The following is a 19,453-nucleotide window of genomic DNA, read 5'->3' as shown; positions in this document are numbered from 1 at the left end:
ATCCGCCTTCCAAGGAACCAGCGGAGGCGTGGCGGCCGGATCATGTCTGGCCACCATCTTGGAGGTATGGCTAGGCATAACCATGTCAGCCGGGAAGGCGGCGCTTCAGGGCCTCACCGGGGTGATCACAGGTGGTGGCGCAGGACGAGGTCGTCGGGGAACGGGTCGAGGTAGGTCTGGTCGGCGACGTAGCGGAGGTGTTCGCCTTCGGCGTGGTGGCGCAGCAGCGCGATGGGGACGCTGAGCGGCGCCCGTCCCCGGCGGTAGGAGTCGATCGCGGTGAGGATGTCGTGGCGCCGCGTCGGGTCGAGGCCGTCGCCGATGAAGCCGAGCAGGTGCTGGAGCGCGTTGGTGTGGCGGCCCCGGCCCGCGCGGACGGCGAGGGCGGCGGCGAACGCCCGGCGGTAGTCGTCCTCCAGGTCGGCCCTGGGACGGTCGCCGGCGCGGGCGGCGATGCGTCCGGTCTCGCGGTATCCCTCGGGCGTGTGCGCGAGCAGTTGCATCTTGTGCCTGCTGTGGAAGGCGACCAGGTCGCGGGGCCGCCAGTCGGAGGCGAAGAACACGCGGAGCCGGGCGTGGGCGAACACGCGCTCGACGAAGTGCTCGCGCAGCACCGGGTCGTTCAGCCGGCCGTCCTCCTCGATGGGCAGGTCGGGCAGGGCGGCGCGGATCCGGGCGGCGAACACGCCGCGGCCGGTGCGGTCGACCGGTTGCCCGTCGGTGCGCTCGCCCGGCCGCCCGGAGGCGTAGCGGGGCAGGTTGAACAGACCGCAACTCGGCGAGCGGGCCTTCAGCACGTAGCCGTCCAGGTCGCCGAGGTCGTCGATCCGGTGATCGGCGAGGTCGCTCATGGCGGCGGTGTGGTCGGCGGTCTCGTCCTTGGTGACGATGTGCCCGTCGGTGCGCAGCCGCATCGCGGGCCGGGGCGCGCCGAGGCCGATCTCCATTTCCGGGCAGACCGGTATCCAGTCGACGTGCCCGGACAGCAGGCCGGTGAGGAAACGGTCCCGGCTGTGGCCGCCGTTGTAGCGGACGGACGCGCCGAGCAGGCAGCTCGACACCCCCAGCCGGGGCCGCGGATGCTCCCGGGCCCCCGGGGTCGATGTGCTGCTGGTCGCTGAAGCAGGCATGGTCATGGCATCCCGCGCATCCCGACGGCGGTGCGTGCTTTTCCGGTGCCGGGCGGGACGCCCGGCCGGTCGGCTGTCTCCCGTTGGGTGAGGTGCCCGTATTGGGCGAGGGCAATCGCCTGCCGCCGCCGCGAAGCGCCGGGCCCGGTCGCGGGCCGTCCGGTGCGGGTACTGTCGGGCAATGTGATGGCGAACGACTCCCCCGCCGCACCGGAGAGCCCCGGCGGCGAGGCCGGACTCGTCGTCCAGGCCCAGGACGCCGACGGCCGTTCGGCGACGTCGTCCGCGCGGCTCGTCCGGAGTACGGGGAGAGACGGCGCCGAGCCCGGTGGAGACGGCCGACCGTCGACCGCGCTGGAATCGGCGGCCAGACGCCGGTTCCTCCTGACGTCCTGGCCGTGGCGCTGCGCGGGGTATCTGCTCACGACCCCGATCCCCATGCTGGCGGCGGCCGTGCCCTTCGGTCTGCTCGTGCTGCCGTGGACGGAAGCGCTCTCGTCGCCGCACGGCGTCGGTGCGCGGCTCCTGCTGGGGGCGCTCGGGGTCCTGCTCGTCGCGGGGATCGGCCCGCTGGTGGCGCTGCCGCTCGCCGAGGTCGAACGCCGCCGGTTGCGGCTGGTCGACGACCGTCCCGTCCTTCCCGCGCGCGCACGCGCGGCGAGCGCGACCGGCGCGGATCTCTGGCCGTGGTCGCCCGTCCGGTACCGCGAAGCGGCGGTCTGGCGGGAGATGGGGTACGCGTTCCTGCTGGTCACCGTGGCGCCCGTCCTGTACGGGGCGTTCCTGGTGTTCGTCCTGGGCGTGGCCGGGCTGCTGCTCAGCCCGCTGCTCGCCCGCGGCGCCGGACGGCCGGTCGCACTCGGTACGGCCGAGGTCGCCACGCCCACGGACGCGGTCCCGTACGCGCTCGCCGGGGTCGCGCTCCTCGCCGTCCTCCCGTACCTGGCCGCTCTCCTCGCGGGCGCGCACGGGACGGTGGCGCGCGCGCTGCTCGGACGCGGCCGCGACGAGCGGCTGCGGGCGGAACTCGTCGAGGTCTCCCGGTCGCGGGCCCGGCTGGTGGACGCGTTCGAGGCGGAACGCCGCCGGATCGAGCGCGACCTGCACGACGGCGCGCAGCAGCGGCTCCTCGGCCTGACGCTGCAGCTCGGCCTCGCCCGCGTCGACCTCCCGCCCGACTCGGACGCCGGGCGCAGCGTCGCCGAGGCGCACGCGCAGGCGAAGCTGCTGATGGACGAGCTGCGGGAGCTGATCCGCGGGATCCATCCCCGGGTGCTGACGGACCGGGGCCTGCCCGCGGCCCTGCGGGAGCTCGCCGACCGGTCCCCGGTGCCGGTGACGGTCCGGGCCGACCTGCCGGGGCGGCTCGCCCGGCACGAGGAGGGCACCGCGTACTTCGTGGCCGCCGAGGCACTGGCCAACATCGCCAAGCACAGCCGCGCGACGCGCGCCCGCGTGTCCGTCCTGCTCCGTGCCGACGGCGTGCTCGCCCTGGAGGTCGAGGACGACGGGCGCGGCGGCGCCGACCCGGCCCTCGGCACGGGCCTGACGGGCCTCGCCGACCGGGTCGCGGTCGTCGACGGGAGAATGCTGCTGTCCAGTCCGGCCGGAGGGCCGACCGTCCTGCGCGTGGAGTTGCCTTGCAGCCGACCATCCGGGTAGTCCTCGCCGAGGACGGCGTGTTGCTGCGGGAGGGGCTCGCGGGCCTGCTCGCGCGGTTCGGTTTCGAGGTCCTGGCCGCGGTCGGGACGGCCGAGGCGCTCATGGACGCGGTGGCGGTGCACGAACCCGACCTGGTCGTGACCGACATCCGGATGCCGCCCGGCTTCGGCGACGAGGGCCTGCGCGCGGCCGTGGAACTGCGCGCGACCAGGCCCGGCCTCGCCGTCGTCGCGCTCAGCCAGTACGTGGAGCTGAGCTACGCGGGCGAGCTGCTCGACTCGCACGCGGGCGCCCGGACCGGCTACCTGCTGAAGGACCGCGTCGTCGACGTCGAGGAGTTCGCGGCCGCGCTGCGGCAGGTCGTGGACGGCGGCACGGTCGTCGACCCGTCCGTCGTGCGGCAACTGCTGCGCCGCAGCGAGGACCCGCTGGCGCGGCTGTCCGCGCGGGAACGGGAGGTCCTCGCGCTGATGGCGGAGGGGCACTCCAACACGGCGATCGCGCGGCGGCTCGTGGTCGCGGAGGTCACCGTGGGCAAGCACGTCGGCAGCATCCTCGGGAAACTCGACCTGCCCCTCACCGAGGACACGAACCGCCGCGTCCTGGCCGTCCTCGCTCACCTGCGCAACACCGCGACCACGTGATCGTGTGCCGCCGCACACTTGCCCGGGGCGGCGCGCGGGGCCGATGATGGCGTTGACGTTGGTGTCAACGCGCAGGTGAGGGCGGTATGCACGGGATCTTGGTGGCCAACCGGGGAGAGATCGCCGTCCGGATCGCGCGGGCCGCCGCCCAGCTCGGGGTACGGTCCGTCGCCGTGCACCCGCGGGACGACGCGGGCTCGCTGCACACGCGGATCGCCGACGCGGCGCGCGAGCTGCCCGGCGAGGGCGTCGCCGCCTACCTGGACGTCGAGGCGCTCGTGGCGGCCGCGCGCGACGCGGGGTGCGACGCCGTCCATCCCGGCTACGGGTTCCTCAGCGAGAACGCGGAGTTCGCGCGCGGATGCGCGGCGGAGGGGCTGACGTTCGTCGGGCCCCGCCCGGAACTGCTGGAGCTGTTCGGCGACAAGTCGCGGGCCCGCGACCTCGCGATGCGGCTCGGGGTGCCGGTCGTCCCGGGGACGCGCGCCGCGACGACGCTCGCGGAGGCGCGGGCGTTCGCGGACGAGCACGGTCCGGTGATGCTGAAGGCCCTCGCGGGCGGCGGCGGACGCGGAATGCGGGCCGTCGGCGATCCGGTCGGGCTGGACGAGTCGTTCGAGCGGTGCCGTTCGGAGGCCCTGCAGGCGTTCGGGAACGGCGACCTGTACGTGGAGCGGCTCCTCACGTCGGTTCGGCACATCGAGGTGCAGATCGCGGGGGACGGGTCCGGGACGGTTCGGCATCTGTGGGATCGAGACTGCGGTCTGCAGCGCCGTCACCAGAAGCTCGTGGAGTTCGCCCCGAGCCCCGGGCTGCCCGAGGACGTGCGGGAACGGCTGCTGGACGCGGCCGTTCGGATGGCCGAAGAAGTCCGATACGAGGGCCTCGGCACGTTCGAGTTCCTCGTGCGGGCCGACGGGTTCTGGTTCATCGAGGCGAATCCACGTCTCCAGGTCGAGCACACGGTGACCGAGGAGGTCACGGGCATTGACCTGGTGCAAGCGCAGATCAGGCTCGCGGACGGTGCGTCCCTGCAAGAAATCGGCCTCGACCGGACGCCGGGACGGCCGGACGGCTTCGCCGTGCAGGTCCGCGTGAATCTGGAGACCCTCGACGCCGATGGCGCGCCGCGTCCGCGTTCGGGGACGCTCGCCGCGTTCGTCCCGCCTACCGGCCCCGGGGTGCGGGTCGACACATACGGCTACCCCGGATACCGGACGAGTTCGCGGTACGACTCGCTCATCGCGAAGGTCATCACGCGTGGGAGCACGTTCGAGGCAGCCTTGGCCCGGGCCTACGGTGCCTTGAGCGAGTTCCAGGTGGACGGGGTGCCGACCAGCATTCCGCTACTGCAAAGCCTCCTTCGGCATCCGGACGTCGCAGAGGCGAACTGGACCACGACGTTCGTCGCCGACCATCTGACCGAACTGCTCGAAGGCGACCACCGACGCCTGTACTTCGAGCAAGCCGAAGAGGAAACCGGGGAGGAAACCGGAGAGGAGACCGGGGAGGAAACCGCCCCGGCGCCCACGGCGGCGGTCACCGCGCCGGAGGGAACGGACGCCATCGTCGCGCCCATGCAGGGCACGGTCGTCGGCCTCGAAGCGGCCGAGGGCGATCGGGTCGCGCCGGGTGCCCGGCTCATGGTCCTGGAGTCCATGAAGATGGAGCACGTCGTGCGGGCGGATTCGGGCGGGATCGTCCGGAAGGTCGTCCCGGCGAAGGGCGATCTGGTCGACGAGGGCGCGCCCCTGCTCTTCGTCGAACCGGCCGACGTCGCGGCCGACGCGACCGGGGCGGCCGAGGAGCACGCGGCGGCCGACGGCGGGTGGGCGGCCGAGGTCGAGGAGATCCATCGCCGCCGGGAGTTCGCCCAGCGTATGGGCGGGCCGGAGAAGGTCGCGCGCAGCACGCGTCGGGACGGCTGACCGTCCGGGAGCGCATCGGGCTCCTGGCCGATCCCGGAAGCTTCGCCGAGATCGGGTCGCTCACCGGGTTCGCCGAGCACGACGGGGACGGGCGGCTCGCCGCGCTGCTGCCCGCGAACTTCGTGGCCGGGACGGCCCGGATCGACGGCCGCAAGGTCGTGCTGGGCGCGGACGACTTCACCGGCCGGGGCGGGTCGGGAGATGCGGCGATCCACGCCAAACAGGTGTATTCCGAGGAGTACGCGCGGGACATGCGGCTGCCGGTCGTCCGGCTGCTGGACGGCGCGAGCGGCGGCGGCAGCGTCAAGATGGCGACCGAGGCCGGGTTCACGTACCTGCCGGTGAACCCGGCGTGGGACGCGGTCGTGGACAACATGTCGCTGGTCCCGGTGGTCGCCGCGTGCCTCGGCCCGACCGTGGGGCTCGGCGCCGCCCGGCTCGTCATGTCGCACTTGTCGGTCATGGTGGAGGGCATCGGGCAGCTGTTCACCGCCGGCCCGCCGGTCGTGCGCGGCGGCACCGGCGAGGACCTCACGAAGGAGGAGCTCGGCGGCGCGGCGATCCACCGGGGCAACGGCGCGATCGAGCGCTTCGTGCCCACCGAAGAGGCCGCCTTCGACGTCGTCCGGCGGTTCCTGTCGTACCTGCCGGGCAGCGTGTTCGAGCTCCCGCCCGTCCGCCCCGGCACCGATCCCGCCGACCGCCGCGCCGACGACCTGCTGACGGCCGTCCCGCGCGACCCGCGCGCGCCGTACCGCATCGACCCGATCCTGGACGCCGTGTTCGACGCGGGTTCGGTGTTCCGGTACGCCGAGTACGGGGGCGCGACGGTCACGGCGCTGGCGCGGCTGGACGGCCGTCCGGTCGGGGTGATCGCCGCCGACCCGTTCAAGGGCGCCACGATGTCGGTGGAGGGCGCGCAGGCGATCACCCGCCTGGTCGATCTGTGCGAGACGTTCCACCTGCCGGTCGTCAGCCTCACCGACCAGGCCGGGATGACCATCGGGTCGTCCGCCGAGCGGCGCGCGACCATCCGGCACGGCGCCCGCGCCATCGCGGCCGTCTACCAGGCGAGAGTCCCCCAGGCCGAGCTGATCCTGCGGCGCGTGTACGGCGTGGGCGGGGCCGGGATCGTGAACCGGCACCGGCCCGGACGGAGCTGGGCGTGGCCGTCCGGCGACTGGGGTTCGCTCCCCGTGCAGGGCGGCGTCGAGGCGGCGTTCCGCGCGCACCTGCGGAGCGCCGAGGACCCCGAACGCGAACTCGAACGGCTCCGGGCGCAGCTCGCCGCGATCACCTCGCCGTTCCGGACGGCCGAACGGTTCGGCGTCCAGGACCTCATCGACCCGCGCGACAGCCGCGCGCTGCTGTGCGACTGGGTCCGCGACGCCTACCGGCTGCTGCCCGAACTGGCCGGACGCCCGTCGTTCGGCACCCGTCCCTGACGGGCACGGGAACCGGAACCGGACCGGTTCCGGTTCCGAGGCCCGCGACCGGCAATAGCCTGGACCGATATGGCGAAGACGCCCTGGGCGGCACGCACCGCCCGCGAAGGCAGGGAGAGCGAGACCCGCTCCCTCCTTCTCGACTGCGCCGCCCGGGTTTTCTCCCGGTACGGCTACGCCCGCACCACGGTCGCCGACATCACGCGGGAGGCGGAGGTCTCCCGCGCCGCGTTCTACATCTACTTCGCGTCCAAGGCCGACGTGTTCGAGGCCGTGGCGTCGCGCGTCCGGGACGCGTTCCTCGCCGCCCACGAACTTCCCGGCGTGAACGCGGACGACCCGTACGAACTGGCGCGCGAGTCCAGCGCGGCCTTCCTGCGGGCCTGCACCGACAACCTCGAACTGCTGACGGTCATCGAGCACCAGGCCCTCGCCGACCCCGGAATCCACGCGATCTGGAGCGAGATACGCGAAAGGCCGATGCACCGGACGTCCCGGTACATCGAGCGGCTCACCGCCCACGGCCGGGCCCGTCCGGCGGCCCCACCGCACGTCATCGCGGAAGCCACCTACGGGATCTTCACCCAGTTCGCCCACCACATTGCGGCGAACCCGTCCGGCTACGACGAGACGGTAAAGCACCTGACGGCGATGTACCTGCGGCTGCTGGGCATCGCCGAACCGTCAGGGGACTAGCCCCGTCTCGTAGGCGACGATGACCAACTGCGCCCTGTCCCGAGCATGCAGTTTCGCCAGCAGACGCCCCACGTACGTCTTCACCGTCGCCAGGGTCAGATGCAGATGCTCGGCGATCTCGCCGTTCGACAGGCCGCGCCCGACGAGGGCGAGCACCTCGCGTTCCCGTCCCGTGACGCCGTCCAGTCGCCGCGCCGGCGCCCGTCCGGGCTCGGGACGCCGCGCGAACTCCTCGATGAGCCGCCTGGTCACGGTGGGTGCGAGCAGTCCCTCACCGGACGCGACGACGTGCACGGCCGCGAGCAGATCGGCGGGCGGGACGTCCTTGAGCAGGAACCCGCTCGCCCCCGCCCGCAGTGCCGCGAACACGTAGGCGTCGAGGTCGAACATCGTCAGGATCAGGACACGAACGTCACTCTCGCCACGGATCAGCCGAGTGGCCTCGATCCCGTCCATGCCGGGCATCCGGACGTCCATCAGCACCACGTCGGGACGCAGTTCGCGCGCGGCCCGCACCGCCTCGGCGCCGTCCGCCGCCTCCCCCACGACCGACAGGCCCGGCGCGGTGTCGATCAGGGCGCGGAAGCTGCCGCGCAGCAGCGCCTGGTCGTCCGCGACGAGCACCCGGACGGTCACGCGTCCGTCCCGTAGGGCAGCGTCGCGACCACGCGGAATCCCCCGCCCGGGAGCGGCCCCGCCTCGAACCGGCCGCCGTAGACGGCGACGCGCTCGCGCATCCCCACCAGCCCGTGCCCGCCCCGCCCCACGTCGCCGCCCGGCCCGTCGTCGGTCACCTCGATCCGCACCACGCCCCGATCATCGCGGACGGTCGCCTCGCACCGCGCCGGGGCGGCGTGCTTGACGACGTTCGTCACCGCCTCCTGCACGATCCGGTGCACGGCGAGCCCGACGCCGTCCGGCAGTCCGTCCCCGCACTCCACCGCCAACTCCACCCGGACGCCCGCGGCCCGGACGCGCTCGGCGATGCCCGCGAGCCCCGCTAGGCCGGGCGCGGGCGGCTCCGCACCGTCCCGCAGCACCCCGAGCAGCCTGCGCATCTCGCCGAGCGCCTCGCGGCTGGTGGCCTCGATGACCCGCAGCGCCTCCCGCGCCTCCTCCGGCCGCTCCCCCGCGATGTGGTTGGCGATGCCCGACTTGACCGCGATGAGCCCCATGCCGTGCGTGACCACGTCGTGCATCTCGCGGGCGATCCGCAGCCGTTCGTCCATCACGATCTGCCGCTCGCGCTGCCGTTCGAGCAGGTCGGCGTCGAGCCGCCGCGCCCGGACGAACCGTCCGATCGTCCACAGCCCCGCGCAAAGCCCGACGGCCGCCGCACCCCACCCGGCGGCGACCGTCCACTCCCATCGCGGACGGACGACCTGTCCCAGCACGGTCGCGCCCAGTGCGACACCGCAGCACCACACCAACGCACGCCGCGACCCGCCCTGCACGGCAACCAGGTAAAGGACGAGCGCGACCGTCACGAACGGCTCCCACAACAAGCCCACGACGGTGGCGGCCCCGGACAGCCCCAAAGCAACCTGCAAAGCACGCAAGGCCCCACGGCGACGTGCGACCACCACGCACCCGAGCCCAAGGGCAACGAACAGCGACCCCAGGAACCATGGCGTGAAGTCGTCGCGGTCCTTGAGGAGATTCCCGGCGACGAACACGTTCGCGGCCACCACCGCGAACGCGGCGGCCAGATCGAGCACGTACCAACGGCGGCCTTCCACGCGCCGAACGGTATCCGCACGTCCGACCCGCACATCAACCCGCTGTGGATCATCCTTCAGGAGGAGGAGCGCCCCCAAGAGTCAGCCTGGGACGACATCGCAATCGTCCACAGCGGCCCGATTCGCCGTGGGCCGGAAACCACGACCGTTTAGGCCATGACGAAGACGCACCTCACAGCCGCGTCCCTCCTCCTAGGGCCGCTTCTCCTCCTGACGGGCGTCCTGCTGCGCGCGCGCTTCCCGTTCTTCTTCCCCGACCAGCTCGCCGCGTACGACGTGCACCCGGCCCTCATCACCACCGCCTACAGCGCGTTCGCCGTCGGCACCATCGCCCTGTGCCCGGCCGTCCTCCACCTGGCGGGCCTCGACCGGACGGCCGCGCTCGGCGGCGCGCTGACGATCGTCGGCCTGTTCGCCCGGACGTTCCACGCGGGCGTCGACCACCTGGCGTTCCAGCTCGTCGACGTGCGGGGACTCGTCCCCGCGACCGACGCGGTCGCCGCCTCCTACACCGGCTTCCACGTCTTCCACTACACGTCGTTCGCGATCATGCTCGGCTGGCCGCTGCTCGCCCTCGGCGCCCACCGGGCCGGCGTGCTCGGCGCGCCCGGCGCGCTCGCCCTCGCGCTCACGGCCGCGCTGCCCCTCGGCGTCCTGAAGGGCACCACGCCGCTCTCGATCGTGGCGGCCGCCGGGCTCGCCGCCGCGTTCGTCCCCCTCGGGATCCGCACCCTCCGGAGCGCCCCGCGCCCCTCGTCCCGCTCCCTCGCCCGCGCCGCCGCCCTCGCCGCGGCCCTCGGTGCCCTCGCCTACGTCTCGTCCCTCGGCTGAACGGCGCCCGCCGCGTACCCGAGCAGCGCCGCGAACCGCCGCCACGGGAGCACGTACACGTTCAGGGGCGCGTAGCCGGGACGCACGAACTCCTCGATCCCCCGCGCGGCCTCGGCGGCGGACGCCCGAACGTCCCCGTCCGGTTCGCCGAGCCGCGCGAGATACGCCGCGGCGGCCGCGTCGAGCCGATCACGCAGGTCCGCGAGGTCGCGCACCCGCTCGTCCGGCAGCAGCGACTCGTCCGGGAAGGGCAGGCGGCGGAACCACCGCCGCCGGTCGGCCACCACCGCGACGAGCCCCACCCGGGACGGCGCCGTCCGGCCGGGCCACCGCGTCCGGCGAAGGCGGCCAGGTCGGCGGCGCGTACGGCGTCCGGCGGCCCGCCGCCTTCTCGGCCCGGCGCACCGCCGCGAACGCCGCGTCCTCCGCCAGCCGGACCGACCGGCTCGCCTCCAGGACGTCGAGGGCCCGCACCAGCGCGGGGACGTCGCGGCGGACGTCCGGCAGCGGACGCGCGACGGCCGTCACGTACGCCCACGTCGCGTTGAAGCCCAGCGGACGGTAGCGGCCGACCGCGCACCGCAGCGCCATGTGCCGGTCGCGCGGGTCCAGCGACCCGGCGCGCACCCGCCGCGCGTACGTCCCGAAGCTCACCCCGCCATGGTGCCGAACGCGGCGGCGTTCCGTCCGGCCCACTCGGCGAAGGACCGCGGGGCGCGCCCGAGGACGTCCTCGACGTGCGGGCTGATCGCGAGTTCCGCGTCCGTCGGCGAGCCCATGATGTCGAGGGTGCCCTCCGCGACCGGCACGGGCATGACCTGCGACAACCGGGCCATCGCCTGCTCGCGGGTCAGCTCGGTGAAGCCGAGCTCGACACCGATCGCGGCGCCGATCGCCGCGGCCTGCTCCCGCGGCGTGACCGCCGCCGGGCCCGTCAGGACGTACGTGCGCCCGTCGTGCCGCCCGTCCCGCAGCGCGGCCGCCGCGACCTCGGCGATGTCGGCCGGGTCGACGAGCGGCAACCCCACGTCGCCGAACGGCGCGGCGACCGTCCGATCGGCGCGGACGCCCGGGATGTGCGCGTACGTGTTGGACGCGAAGCCGCCCGGCCGCAGGATCGTCCAGTGCGGGCCGGACGCCCGGAGCACCCCTTCGAACTCGCGCAGCCGCGCGTGCGAGACCGCCTCCGGCCGCGTCTCCGACGCCTGCGAGGAGAGCAGGACGACCCGCCGCACGCCCGCCGCCTCGATCGCCTCGACGATCTCCGCCGGGCTCCCGGCCCCGGTCAGCAGGTCCCCGGCCGGGCAGAGGAACACCGCGTCGGCCCCCTCCAGCGCGGGCCGCAGGCTCGCGGCGTCCGCGAGATCGGCCCGCATCGGCACGGCCCCGTCCGGCGCGTCGGCGATGTGCCGCGACACGGCGGTCACCTTCTCCCCGGCCTCGATGAGCAGGCGCACGACGTCCCGGCCGACGGTCCCGGTGGCTCCGGTCACAACGATCATCACAACTCCCTAAGTGAGTCAGCTAACTAACTCGGAACCGTAGCACGGATCGCGACTAAAGTGAGTTGGGTGACTGACTCAACGAGGTCCAGGGCCACCGACAAGCGCCGCCGCCTGACGGCCGCCGCCGCGCGCGTCCTGCACGAACAGGGCGTCGAGCGCACCACCATCGCCGACATCGCCGAGGCCGCCGACGTCCCGGCCGGGAACGTGTACTACTACTTCAAGACGAAGGACGACCTGGTCCAAGCGGCCCTCGGCGAGCACGCCGCCAACCTGACCCGGCTCACGGACGAACTCGACGAGCTGCCCGACCCCCTCGACCGCCTGAAGGCCCTGATCGACGCCTGGACCGCCCGGCGCGACGTCGCCGCCCGCTACGGCTGCCCCACCGGCACCCTGGCGGCCGAACTCGACAAACGCGCAAACGGCGGCCTCGATCTCGAAGCGGCGAAGGTCATCCGCGTCCTCCTCGCCTGGGTCGAGCGCCAGTTCCGCGAACTGGACCTACCCGAACCGGACGGCCTCGCCCTCACCCTCGTCGCCGGCTACCAGGGCATGTCCCTCCTGGCCAACGCCCTGCGCGACCCCGGCATCATGACCCGCGAAGGCGCCCGCCTGACCCACTGGCTCGACTCCCTCCCCGCCTCGAATCCCTGACGACGGGCGCCGCACCACCGCCCGCCGGAGGTAGCGGACGGCGACGGCGGCGATCCAGCCGAGGCCGATCGCCAGGTTGACCCGCTGCCACATCCCATGGAACTCGCCCGGCCCGGACTCCACGTCGTACGACGACGCCGCGAACGCGAACCTCACCGGGATCGCCACGGCCGTGACGACGGAGTACCGCATCCACGGGCGACCACCGGGCTCGGACGCGAAGCGGCGGGCCAGAACGCAAACGAGCGCGATCAGCGTCAGGTAGAACGGCACCGGGTTCGCGTCGTGGACCGTGCCGTGCAGCGTCGGCTCGTCAGGGACGACGGCGCCCTCGGGGTAACCGGGCTTGGGGTCGGTGACGAACACCCCGCCCACGATCAGGCAGACCCCGAACAGCATCGCCAGAACGGGCGCGGCCGTCGCGCCGTACCGTCCGACGAGCACCCGCCGCAGTCCGACGGCGAACGCGATGACCAGCAGGCCGGTCACGACGAAGTTCGCGATCATCACCCGGCCGCGCTCGCCCAGCGCGAAGCTCGACGTACGATCGCCCGCGCTCTACTGGCACTTCCGCAACAAGCAGGAACTCGTCGACGCGATGGCCCGCGCCGTCCAGGCCCGGCATGATCTCGGCCCGCCGCACGAGGGCGAACCGTGGCGCGACCGGCTCGTCCGGCGCGCACGCGAGCGCCGCCGCGTCCTGCCGGCCCACCGGGACGGCGCCCGTCTCGTCGCCGGAACCAGCCCGGGCCCCTCGATCGTTACCGCCTTCGACCGGGAGCTGGCGGCACTGGTACGGCAGGGGTTCGCCCCGATCGGGGCCATGCGCGCGATCACCGCGATCGGCGCGTTCGTGACCGGCTTCGTGCTGGAGGAGCAGGCACACGAAGCCCGTCCGGACGAGCCGGTCCCTTCACCCGACGCCGCGGCGGAGACGCCCACGCTCATGGCCGCCATCGGCGAGGGCGGCTCGCCCGACGGCCCCGCCGCCTTCGAGGACGGCCTGCCCCTGCTCCTCAACGGCATCGAGGCCGCCCATGGCTCGGCGGCCGCCCCCTACCGCCGCTGACGCACGCCACGGAGAGGGAGGTCCGCCGACCCCGCCCGAGACGCCGCCCACCGGGACTATGGGCGTTTCGCGTCGGCGCCCCCACCGGAACGGCCGCGTATGCGCCGACCGGCGCGATCCGGATCAACCTGGCCCTGGCGCTCGTGGCCGGTGTCGAAGTGCCTGGTGACGTACTCCTCCGCCGGGAGCGCGCTCGTGCGCATCAGCGAGAAGACCTCGGAGCCTTCGGCGAGCGGCTCGGCTCCGATGAAGTACGCCTGCGCGAAGTCCAGGTACGCCCCGTCGGTGGCATTCGCGTAGTCGCGCGCCTCGGCCTCGGCCTCGGCGATGGCCTCGTCGAAGGAGGCCGCACGCCAGACGGTGACGTTCTCCTCGTACAGCCCTTCGTCCTCGTGCGGCCAGCGGAAGACGCAGCGGACTCCGTACCAGCCCGCGCTAGCCATCCGCGGGGGCGACGCCTACGGGGCAGGAGAGACCGGTCCCGGCGATGCCGCAGTAGCCGTTCGGGTTCTTGTTGTCCGAGAGGTACTGCTGGTGGTAGTCCTCGGCGAAGTAGAAGTCGCCGGCCGGGGTCAACTCGGTGGTGATGGGGCCGTGCCCGGCGGATGTGAGGACGGTCTGGTAGGCGTCGCGGGAGGCTTCGGCGGCACGGCGCTGGGCGTCGTCGCGGTAGAAGATCGCGGAGCGGTACTGGGTGCCGACGTCGTTGCCCTGGCGCATGCCCTGGGTGGGGTCGTGGGCCTCCCAGAAGACGCGCAGCAGGTCGGCGTAGGTGATCCGGGACGGGTCGAAGACGACGCGGACGGTCTCGGTGTGGCCGGTCAGGCCGCTGCAGACCTCTTCGTAGGTGGGGTTGGGCGTGTGGCCGCCTTCGTAGCCCGCGGCGGTGGAAACGACGCCCGGGGTCTGCCAGAACTTGCGTTCGGCGCCCCAGAAGCAGCCGAGGGCGAACTCGGCGATCCGGGCGCGTCCGGGTAGGGCGGGGCGAGGGGCGCGTCGAGGACGTCGTGGCGCGGCGGCACCGGGATGGGCTCGTCCCGGCCGGGCAGCGCGTTCTCCGGGGAGACCATCTGGGTCTTGGCTAGGCCGAACATGTCTTCAGGTTAGCTCTTCGGAAGCGGCGTCAGCGGACTCTATGGAGCGAATGCGCGGGAGGGACTAAAGTGCCGGGCGTCACATTTCGATCCGAGGAGTCTCGTTGCGCGTGCTCAGCGTCACTGTGTTGGGGGGCGCCCTCATCGCCGCGGGGCTGGCGGTTCCCGCCGCGGGCGAGGCCACGACGGGCGGGCACGGCGGCGTCACGGTGGAGCCGGGCATGGCCCGGCCGGGCGACGAGGTGAAGGTCTCGGTGCCCGGGTGCGAGGCGGGGGCGGTGTCGTCCCCGGCGTTCGCGCGGGCCCGCCTGGCCGGGGGCGCGGCGTCGGTGATCGTGCGGACGGGCACCGAGTCGGGCACCCACACGGTGCGGGTGCGGTGCGACGGCCGGACGTTCTCCGGCGCGTTCCGCGTGACGAGCCGGCTCACGTGGCCGCCGCTGCTCCCCACCGGCTGACGATTCGCCGGCCTTTAGCAGACATCGGGCTTTTCCTAAGAATTGACCACACCTTCACCTTTGCTGTGATGGTCCATTTGTCCGATTTGTTACGTTTGCCGTACGCATTGATCTGACTCCGCTACGTCACATCGACCTTTCGTTCGCCTTTGACCTGCGAAGGCTTCGCGTGCCTGTCTCGGAGGTTGAGACAAGGTGCCCGGTCAGTGATAAAGCTCACTCTGTCGTGTTTGAAATTTCCTCCGCTTTGCCCCTTGAAGCAGGTAATTGATCATGTGATACTCCCAGCGAAAGCTACAAAACACCCCAAGTTCCGCATGGGTGGATAGAAACCCCGCTAACGCCCATCTCGGACGAAGTCGCCGTGCGGCGGCCCGTCCGTCGTACACCGAGCAGTCCAACTCCAGATCGAGGGGCAATCGGAAGTGGCCGTTGACGTTGGCGCGGTTCCCGCCCGAAAAGCCAAGAACTTTCCGCTCTATCAGACGCTGACGCGGCTCGCCCGGGACCCGCTGCGGGAGATCCAGCGGATCAGCGGTGCGGCCGGGGGGCAGGTTGCACGGCTGGACCTCGGGGCCTCCCGGCCGTTCCTCGTCACCGATCCCGAACACGTGCAGCAGGTGTTGCGGGGAGAGTCGGGGAACTTCGTCCGCGACGGAACGTTCTGGCGTCCCCTGCACAGCCTGTTCGGCGACGGGATCATGTCCGAGTACGACGAGTGGGAGCGCGCCAAGCGGATCCTGCAGCCGGTGTTCTCGACCAAGACCATCAGGTCGCTGAGCGCGCACATGGCGCGGGCGATCAACGAGGCGGTCGGGAAGCTGGACGAGCCGGCCCGGGCGGGACGGCCCATCGAGGTCATGCCCGAGATGGGACGGATCGTCAACGACACCGTCATCAAGGTGCTGTTCGGCGACAAGATCCGGCAGGCCGAGGCCGACCGGATGATCCCCGCGATGGAGCGGCTCGCCACCTCGATCGCGTTCCGCTTCCTGATGCCGTTCGTCCCGAAGTCGATCCCGCTGCCCGGCGACCACGCCTTCGCCGAGGGCCTGCAGATCATGGACGAGACGCTGTACGAGCTCGTCGACCGGTTCAGGCACGACGCGGGCGAGGGATACGACATCTTCACCGCCCTCTGCAAGGCCCGGATGACCGAGGACAGCGGCCTCGACGACGGGTGGATCCGCGACAACCTGCTGGCGATGTGGGCGACCAGCACCGAGACCACGACGGTGGCGCTGACCTGGATCTGGCCGCTGCTCGCCGAACGTCCCGACGTGGCCGAGCGGCTCGGCGACGAGGTGCGCGCGGTCGTCGGCCCCGGCGAGGACGTCCGTCCGGAGCACCTGCACGAACTGCCGTACGTGAAGCAGGTCGTGCAGGAGCTGCTGCGCATGTACCCGGTGGGCTGGATCTTCCCGCGGATCGCGCTCAAGGAGACCAGCATCGGCGGAGTCCGGGTGAAGGCGGGCAGACGGTGCTGATCAGCCCGTTCCTGACGCATCGCCTGGAATCGGTGTGGGAACGCCCGACGGAGTTCCGGCCCGAGCGCTTCGCGCCCGACAAGGCGCGCACCTACCACCGTTACGCCTACTTCCCCTTCGGGGGCGGCCCCCACCAGTGCATCGGGCGGCACGTCTTCAACATGGAGGCGGAGCTGATCCTGACGTCCATCCTCAGCCGGTTCCGCCCGGAACTGCAGTCGACCGAGGGACGGGTCGAGGCGCGGATCGGTGCGACGCTCCGTCCGAACCAGCCGCTCCAGATACTCCTGCACCCCGCGGAGGAACGCTGATGCCCCCGGCACCGAACGAGTCCGCGAACGGCGCCGCCGTCGTCGTCGAAGTCGCGCAGGAGACGGCGCCGGGCGAACCGGCGGAGCCTCCGCATAGTCGCACCCCGGCCATGGAGGCCGGGACGATCTGCGCCGTCGCGGGGCAGTCGCAGCGGCAGATGCGCGCCTGGGCGGCCGAGTATCCGGCGCTGTACGACGCGAAGGCGTTCGATCCGGCGCTGTTCAGCACGCTGGCGCTGGCCGCGGCGTTCAGCGGGCCGGGCCTGACCGCCGACGGGCTGCGGATGGCGAACCGGGTCTGCCTGTGGTGCTTCGGGCTCGACTGGCTGGTCGACTACGCCGCGACGTCGCGCGCCGAGGTGGACGGTCTCGTCCGCCGCTGCGCCGCGGTGGCGGGCGGCGAAGCGCCCGGCGCCGTCGACGACGGCTGCACCGCGGCCGAGGCCGAGCTGCTGCGGTTCCTCGCCGACGTCCGGGACGAGCTGGCGGGCGCCGCCGCGTCCGGCGCGCTCGGTGACGTCTGGCTGGACGAACTGCGCCGCGTCCTCGACGCGATGGCCCTCGAATGGGACTGGAAGGCCGCCCGCGCCGCCGAGACCGCCGCGAACAGCGGCGCCGACGCCGACGGCCGACGCGGCGGCCCGACGTTCGAGGAGTACCTCGCGAACGCCGACAATCTCGGGTTCTCGTTCGTGTTCGCGTCACACTGGATCTCCTCCGGCGGCGGCGGGGACGTCGCCGCCGTGCGGGAGGCGAGCCGGGCGGTCCAGCGGGTCGTGCGGCTGTTGAACGACCTCGGCACGTACAAGCGGGACCTGGAGTGGGGCGACCTCAACGCGCTGCTGCTCGACCGGACCCGCGCGCAGGTCGAGGACCGGATCGGGGGGCTGACCAGCGAGGCCCGCTCGCTGCTCCGGGACGCGGCGGCGACCGCGCCGGAACTGGCGGCGTACATGGAACGCCAGATGGACTTCTGTGCGGGCTTCTACGGAGTTACCGACTTCTGGGGCGCCCTGTGAGCATTGACGACCGGCCGCTGGCCGGCACCTCCCTCACCTCCCTCACGTCCGTCCGGCCGCCGGCCGCCGATCTCGCCGTGGCCGTCCGCGAGCTGGTGGACGGGCTGATCGCGCGCCCCTGGGGGCAGTCGTCCGCCTCGGTGTACGAGACGGGACGGCTCATCACGTTCGCCCCGTGGCTCAGCGGGCACGCGGAGCGGGTGGCGTTCCTGCTCGCGCGGCAGCGCCCGGACGGAACGTGGGGCGCGCCCGACGACGGATACGCGCTCGTCCCGACGCTGAGCGCCGCCGAAGCGCTGCTGTCCGTCCTGACCACCGACCGGACGGGCGGCGACGGCGCGGCGACCGATGACGATGCGACGGTCGCGCGGGCGGCCGGTCGCGCGCTCGACGCGATCGCCGCGCGGATGTGCGGCCCGTCCGCCGCGTCCCTCGACCTGCCCGACCTTCCGGCGATCGAGTTGATCGCACCGGCGCTGGTCGCGCGCATCAACGCGTCCCTGGAGACGCTGCAGGAGCATCCGGTGCCGGGCCTGAAGGCGTGGGCCGGGCGCACGCTGGGCGCCCCCGCGGGACTGGACGGCGCGAAGCTCGGCCTCGTCCGGTCGCTGTTCGCATCCGGGGCGGACCTGCCGCAGAAGCTGGTGCACGCGCTGGAGGTCGCCGGGGAGGCGGCCGCCGGGCTGCCGCGGCTGCGCCCGGAACCGACCGGGACGATCGGCGCGTCCCCGGCCGCCGCCGCGGTGTGGCTGGGCCGTGAGCCCGCCGAGCCGAGCAACCCGGCGCGCTGGTACCTGGAGACGGTCGTGGCCGAGCACGGCGGCCCGGTGCCGTGCGGCTTCCCGCTGACGGTGTTCGAGCGCGGGTGGGTGCTCGCGTGGCTGGCGCGCGCGGGCGTCCCGTTCGCGGTGCCGCCGGAACTGGTGCTGAGCCTGACGGCGCCGCTCGGCCCGCTGGGCACCGCGGCGGCGGACGGCCTGCCGGCGGACGCGACACGACGTCGGGGGCGCTGTACGCGCTGGCGCTGCTCGGCGTGCCGCACCCGCCCGACGCGCTGCACGCCTACGAACTGGACACGCATTTCTGCACGTGGCAGGGCGAGGACGGCGACTCCGTCACGACGAACGCGCACGTGCTGGAGGCGTTCGGCCAGTACCTGGCGGCGTCCCCGGACGCCACGGACACGGACGCCGCGGCCACCGCACGCTACGAGGCGTCCGCGCTGAAGGCGGCCCGCTGGCTGCGCGGCCGGCAGGACGCGGACGGGAGCTGGTCGGACCGCTGGCACGCGTCGCCGTTCTACGCGACGGCGTGCGCGGCCACGGCGCTGGCGGCGTTCGGCGGCGCGGACTCGGCGGGCGCGGTCGCGGCGGCGCGCCGCTGGGTGCTGGGGTCGCAGCGGGCGGACGGCTCGTGGGGGCTCTGGCGGGGCACGGCCGAGGAGACGCCTACGCCGTCCAGCTGCTCCTGCTGACCGGCGGGACGCCCGACGCGGCGGTGCTGCGCGCGGTCGAGCGGGGACGGCCGCACCTGCGGCGCGCGCTGGACGCGCCGCCGGACGCGGGCGACGAACCGGAGATGTGGCAGGACAAGGATCTGTACCGGCCCGGGGCGATCGTCCGCGCGGCGATCGTCGCGGCGCTCTCCCTGGTCGAGGACATTCGGTGAGGTGAATTCCGCCACATCCGCCTTGCCCGATACTCCTCTCAAATGCGACAAAACCGTGGTTGTTGGCGGTTCACCTTGAGGGGGTATGGTCATGTTGCTAGTCTTCTACG

20 protein-coding genes and 3 pseudogenes are annotated in these 19,453 nt (G+C 73.1%); 14 read left to right on the top strand and 9 right to left on the bottom strand.

Annotated elements, in window-relative coordinates; translation table 11 throughout:
• Positions 1-125: 125 nt before the first annotated feature.
• A complete protein-coding gene (locus BJF79_RS35345) occupies positions 126-1,130 on the bottom strand; it encodes a YbgA family protein (protein WP_075903971.1) in 1,005 nt (334 codons plus the stop codon).
• A 186-nt stretch (positions 1,131-1,316) separates the two neighbouring features.
• On the opposite strand from BJF79_RS35345, the gene BJF79_RS63170 reads away from it, so the two are divergent.
• The 5 genes from BJF79_RS63170 to BJF79_RS35325 all read left to right on the top strand — a co-directional run bounded on the left by BJF79_RS63170 (position 1,317) and on the right by BJF79_RS35325 (position 7,505).
• A complete protein-coding gene (locus tag BJF79_RS63170) occupies positions 1,317-2,792 on the top strand; it encodes a sensor histidine kinase (RefSeq protein ID WP_262403039.1) in 1,476 nt (491 codons plus the stop codon).
• The gene (locus tag BJF79_RS63165; RefSeq protein ID WP_075903949.1) at positions 2,771-3,436 is read left to right on the top strand and encodes a response regulator; all 666 of its coding nucleotides are present in this window, start codon (positions 2,771-2,773) and stop codon (positions 3,434-3,436) included. The genes BJF79_RS63170 and BJF79_RS63165 overlap by 22 nt, the downstream gene beginning before the upstream one ends.
• An 86-nt stretch (positions 3,437-3,522) precedes the next feature.
• Positions 3,523-5,364 (top strand): acetyl/propionyl/methylcrotonyl-CoA carboxylase subunit alpha, encoded by a 1,842-nt coding sequence (locus tag BJF79_RS63160; RefSeq protein ID WP_262403038.1) that lies wholly within the window; start codon positions 3,523-3,525, stop codon positions 5,362-5,364.
• Positions 5,265-6,809 (top strand): acyl-CoA carboxylase subunit beta, encoded by a 1,545-nt coding sequence (locus BJF79_RS63155; protein ID WP_262403037.1) that lies wholly within the window; start codon positions 5,265-5,267, stop codon positions 6,807-6,809. The genes BJF79_RS63160 and BJF79_RS63155 overlap by 100 nt, the downstream gene beginning before the upstream one ends.
• A 69-nt stretch (positions 6,810-6,878) precedes the next feature.
• Entirely contained in the window at positions 6,879-7,505 is a 627-nt protein-coding gene (locus tag BJF79_RS35325) for a TetR/AcrR family transcriptional regulator (RefSeq protein WP_075903947.1), read from the top strand.
• On the opposite strand, the gene BJF79_RS35320 is transcribed toward BJF79_RS35325, so the two are convergent.
• Positions 7,494-8,141: a response regulator gene (locus BJF79_RS35320; protein WP_075903945.1), complete on the bottom strand. Its 648-nt coding sequence runs from the start codon at positions 8,139-8,141 to the stop codon at positions 7,494-7,496. The genes BJF79_RS35325 and BJF79_RS35320 overlap by 12 nt on opposite strands.
• Complete coding sequence (locus BJF79_RS63150; RefSeq protein ID WP_075903943.1) at positions 8,138-9,244, bottom strand: sensor histidine kinase; 1,107 nt, start codon at positions 9,242-9,244, stop codon at positions 8,138-8,140. The genes BJF79_RS35320 and BJF79_RS63150 overlap by 4 nt, the downstream gene beginning before the upstream one ends.
• A gap of 156 nt (positions 9,245-9,400) precedes the next feature.
• Here BJF79_RS63150 and BJF79_RS35310 point away from each other — a divergent pair, with 156 nt between their 5' ends.
• Positions 9,401-10,075 (top strand): hypothetical protein, encoded by a 675-nt coding sequence (locus BJF79_RS35310; RefSeq protein WP_075903941.1) that lies wholly within the window; start codon positions 9,401-9,403, stop codon positions 10,073-10,075.
• On the opposite strand, the gene BJF79_RS54310 is transcribed toward BJF79_RS35310, so the two are convergent.
• Genes BJF79_RS54310 through BJF79_RS35295 form a run of 3 tightly spaced genes read right to left on the bottom strand, consistent with a single transcriptional unit; the run spans position 10,054 to position 11,577 of the window.
• A complete protein-coding gene (locus BJF79_RS54310) occupies positions 10,054-10,290 on the bottom strand; it encodes a hypothetical protein (protein ID WP_075903940.1) in 237 nt (78 codons plus the stop codon). The two genes, BJF79_RS35310 and BJF79_RS54310, sit on opposite strands and share 22 nt — an antisense overlap.
• Positions 10,265-10,729, bottom strand: coding sequence for a hypothetical protein (locus tag BJF79_RS35300; RefSeq protein WP_143220664.1), 465 nt, complete (start codon positions 10,727-10,729; stop codon positions 10,265-10,267). The genes BJF79_RS54310 and BJF79_RS35300 overlap by 26 nt, the downstream gene beginning before the upstream one ends.
• Positions 10,726-11,577, bottom strand: coding sequence for an SDR family oxidoreductase (locus BJF79_RS35295; RefSeq protein ID WP_075903968.1), 852 nt, complete (start codon positions 11,575-11,577; stop codon positions 10,726-10,728). The genes BJF79_RS35300 and BJF79_RS35295 overlap by 4 nt, the downstream gene beginning before the upstream one ends.
• A 69-nt stretch (positions 11,578-11,646) precedes the next feature.
• Between BJF79_RS35295 and BJF79_RS35290 the strand changes: the two genes are divergently transcribed.
• Positions 11,647-12,237: a TetR/AcrR family transcriptional regulator gene (locus tag BJF79_RS35290; protein ID WP_075903936.1), complete on the top strand. Its 591-nt coding sequence runs from the start codon at positions 11,647-11,649 to the stop codon at positions 12,235-12,237.
• A 96-nt stretch (positions 12,238-12,333) separates the two neighbouring features.
• On the opposite strand, the pseudogene BJF79_RS63145 reads toward BJF79_RS35290, so the two are convergent.
• Positions 12,334-12,744: pseudogene (locus tag BJF79_RS63145) on the bottom strand (DUF998 domain-containing protein); the annotation flags it as partial.
• On the opposite strand from BJF79_RS63145, the gene BJF79_RS35280 reads away from it, so the two are divergent.
• Positions 12,707-13,306 carry a TetR/AcrR family transcriptional regulator C-terminal domain-containing protein gene (locus BJF79_RS35280; protein WP_075903967.1) on the top strand — a complete coding sequence of 200 codons (600 nt, stop codon included), beginning with the start codon at positions 12,707-12,709 and terminating at the stop codon, positions 13,304-13,306. The pseudogene BJF79_RS63145 and the gene BJF79_RS35280 overlap by 38 nt on opposite strands.
• 56 nt (positions 13,307-13,362) lie before the next feature.
• Here the strand turns inward: BJF79_RS35280 and BJF79_RS35275 are convergent, their stop codons facing one another.
• Positions 13,363-13,749: a hypothetical protein gene (locus BJF79_RS35275; protein ID WP_075903934.1), complete on the bottom strand. Its 387-nt coding sequence runs from the start codon at positions 13,747-13,749 to the stop codon at positions 13,363-13,365.
• Positions 13,742-14,400 (bottom strand): annotated as a pseudogene (msrA, locus tag BJF79_RS35270) (peptide-methionine (S)-S-oxide reductase MsrA). Before msrA ends, BJF79_RS35275 begins: the two are co-directional and overlap by 8 nt.
• A 110-nt stretch (positions 14,401-14,510) precedes the next feature.
• Here msrA and BJF79_RS54305 point away from each other — a divergent pair.
• The 6 genes and pseudogenes from BJF79_RS54305 (at position 14,511) to BJF79_RS63135 (ending at position 19,343) form a co-directional block, all read left to right on the top strand.
• A complete protein-coding gene (locus BJF79_RS54305) occupies positions 14,511-14,858 on the top strand; it encodes a hypothetical protein (RefSeq protein WP_143220660.1) in 348 nt (115 codons plus the stop codon).
• Positions 14,859-15,283: 425 nt separating this feature from the next.
• A pseudogene (locus tag BJF79_RS56305) lies at positions 15,284-16,656 on the top strand (cytochrome P450).
• Entirely contained in the window at positions 16,656-17,675 is a 1,020-nt protein-coding gene (locus BJF79_RS54300) for a terpene synthase family protein (RefSeq protein ID WP_262403036.1), read from the top strand. Before BJF79_RS56305 ends, BJF79_RS54300 begins: the two are co-directional and overlap by 1 nt.
• Complete coding sequence (locus BJF79_RS35250; protein ID WP_262403035.1) at positions 17,672-18,901, top strand: hypothetical protein; 1,230 nt, start codon at positions 17,672-17,674, stop codon at positions 18,899-18,901. The genes BJF79_RS54300 and BJF79_RS35250 overlap by 4 nt, the downstream gene beginning before the upstream one ends.
• Positions 18,808-19,149 carry a prenyltransferase/squalene oxidase repeat-containing protein gene (locus BJF79_RS63140; protein WP_262403034.1) on the top strand — a complete coding sequence of 114 codons (342 nt, stop codon included), beginning with the start codon at positions 18,808-18,810 and terminating at the stop codon, positions 19,147-19,149. Before BJF79_RS35250 ends, BJF79_RS63140 begins: the two co-directional genes overlap by 94 nt.
• The gene (locus BJF79_RS63135; protein ID WP_262403033.1) at positions 19,089-19,343 is read left to right on the top strand and encodes a hypothetical protein; all 255 of its coding nucleotides are present in this window, start codon (positions 19,089-19,091) and stop codon (positions 19,341-19,343) included. The genes BJF79_RS63140 and BJF79_RS63135 overlap by 61 nt, the downstream gene beginning before the upstream one ends.
• Positions 19,344-19,453 lie beyond the last annotated feature (110 nt).

Source organism: Actinomadura sp. CNU-125 (assembly GCF_001942465.1).
GTDB lineage: Bacteria > Actinomycetota > Actinomycetes > Streptosporangiales > Streptosporangiaceae > Spirillospora.
Note: the sequence above shows the minus strand (reverse complement) of the source record. Positions and strands in the feature narration are given on the sequence as shown.

Bases quoted from the DNA above. Each gene is read 5' to 3' on its own strand.
- BJF79_RS35345 (WP_075903971.1), bottom strand. From the start codon at position 1,130: ATGCCTGCTTCAGCGACCAGCAGCACATCGACCCCGGGGGCCCGGGAG.
- BJF79_RS63170 (WP_262403039.1), top strand. From the start codon at position 1,317: ATGGCGAACGACTCCCCCGCCGCACCGGAGAGCCCCGGCGGCGAGGCC.
- BJF79_RS63160 (WP_262403038.1), top strand. From the start codon at position 3,523: ATGCACGGGATCTTGGTGGCCAACCGGGGAGAGATCGCCGTCCGGATC.
- BJF79_RS35325 (WP_075903947.1), top strand. From the start codon at position 6,879: ATGGCGAAGACGCCCTGGGCGGCACGCACCGCCCGCGAAGGCAGGGAG.
- BJF79_RS35310 (WP_075903941.1), top strand. From the start codon at position 9,401: ATGACGAAGACGCACCTCACAGCCGCGTCCCTCCTCCTAGGGCCGCTT.
- BJF79_RS35295 (WP_075903968.1), bottom strand. From the start codon at position 11,577: ATGATCGTTGTGACCGGAGCCACCGGGACCGTCGGCCGGGACGTCGTG.
- BJF79_RS35280 (WP_075903967.1), top strand. From the start codon at position 12,707: ATGACCAGCAGGCCGGTCACGACGAAGTTCGCGATCATCACCCGGCCG.
- BJF79_RS35275 (WP_075903934.1), bottom strand. From the start codon at position 13,749: ATGGCTAGCGCGGGCTGGTACGGAGTCCGCTGCGTCTTCCGCTGGCCG.
- BJF79_RS54300 (WP_262403036.1), top strand. From the start codon at position 16,656: ATGCCCCCGGCACCGAACGAGTCCGCGAACGGCGCCGCCGTCGTCGTC.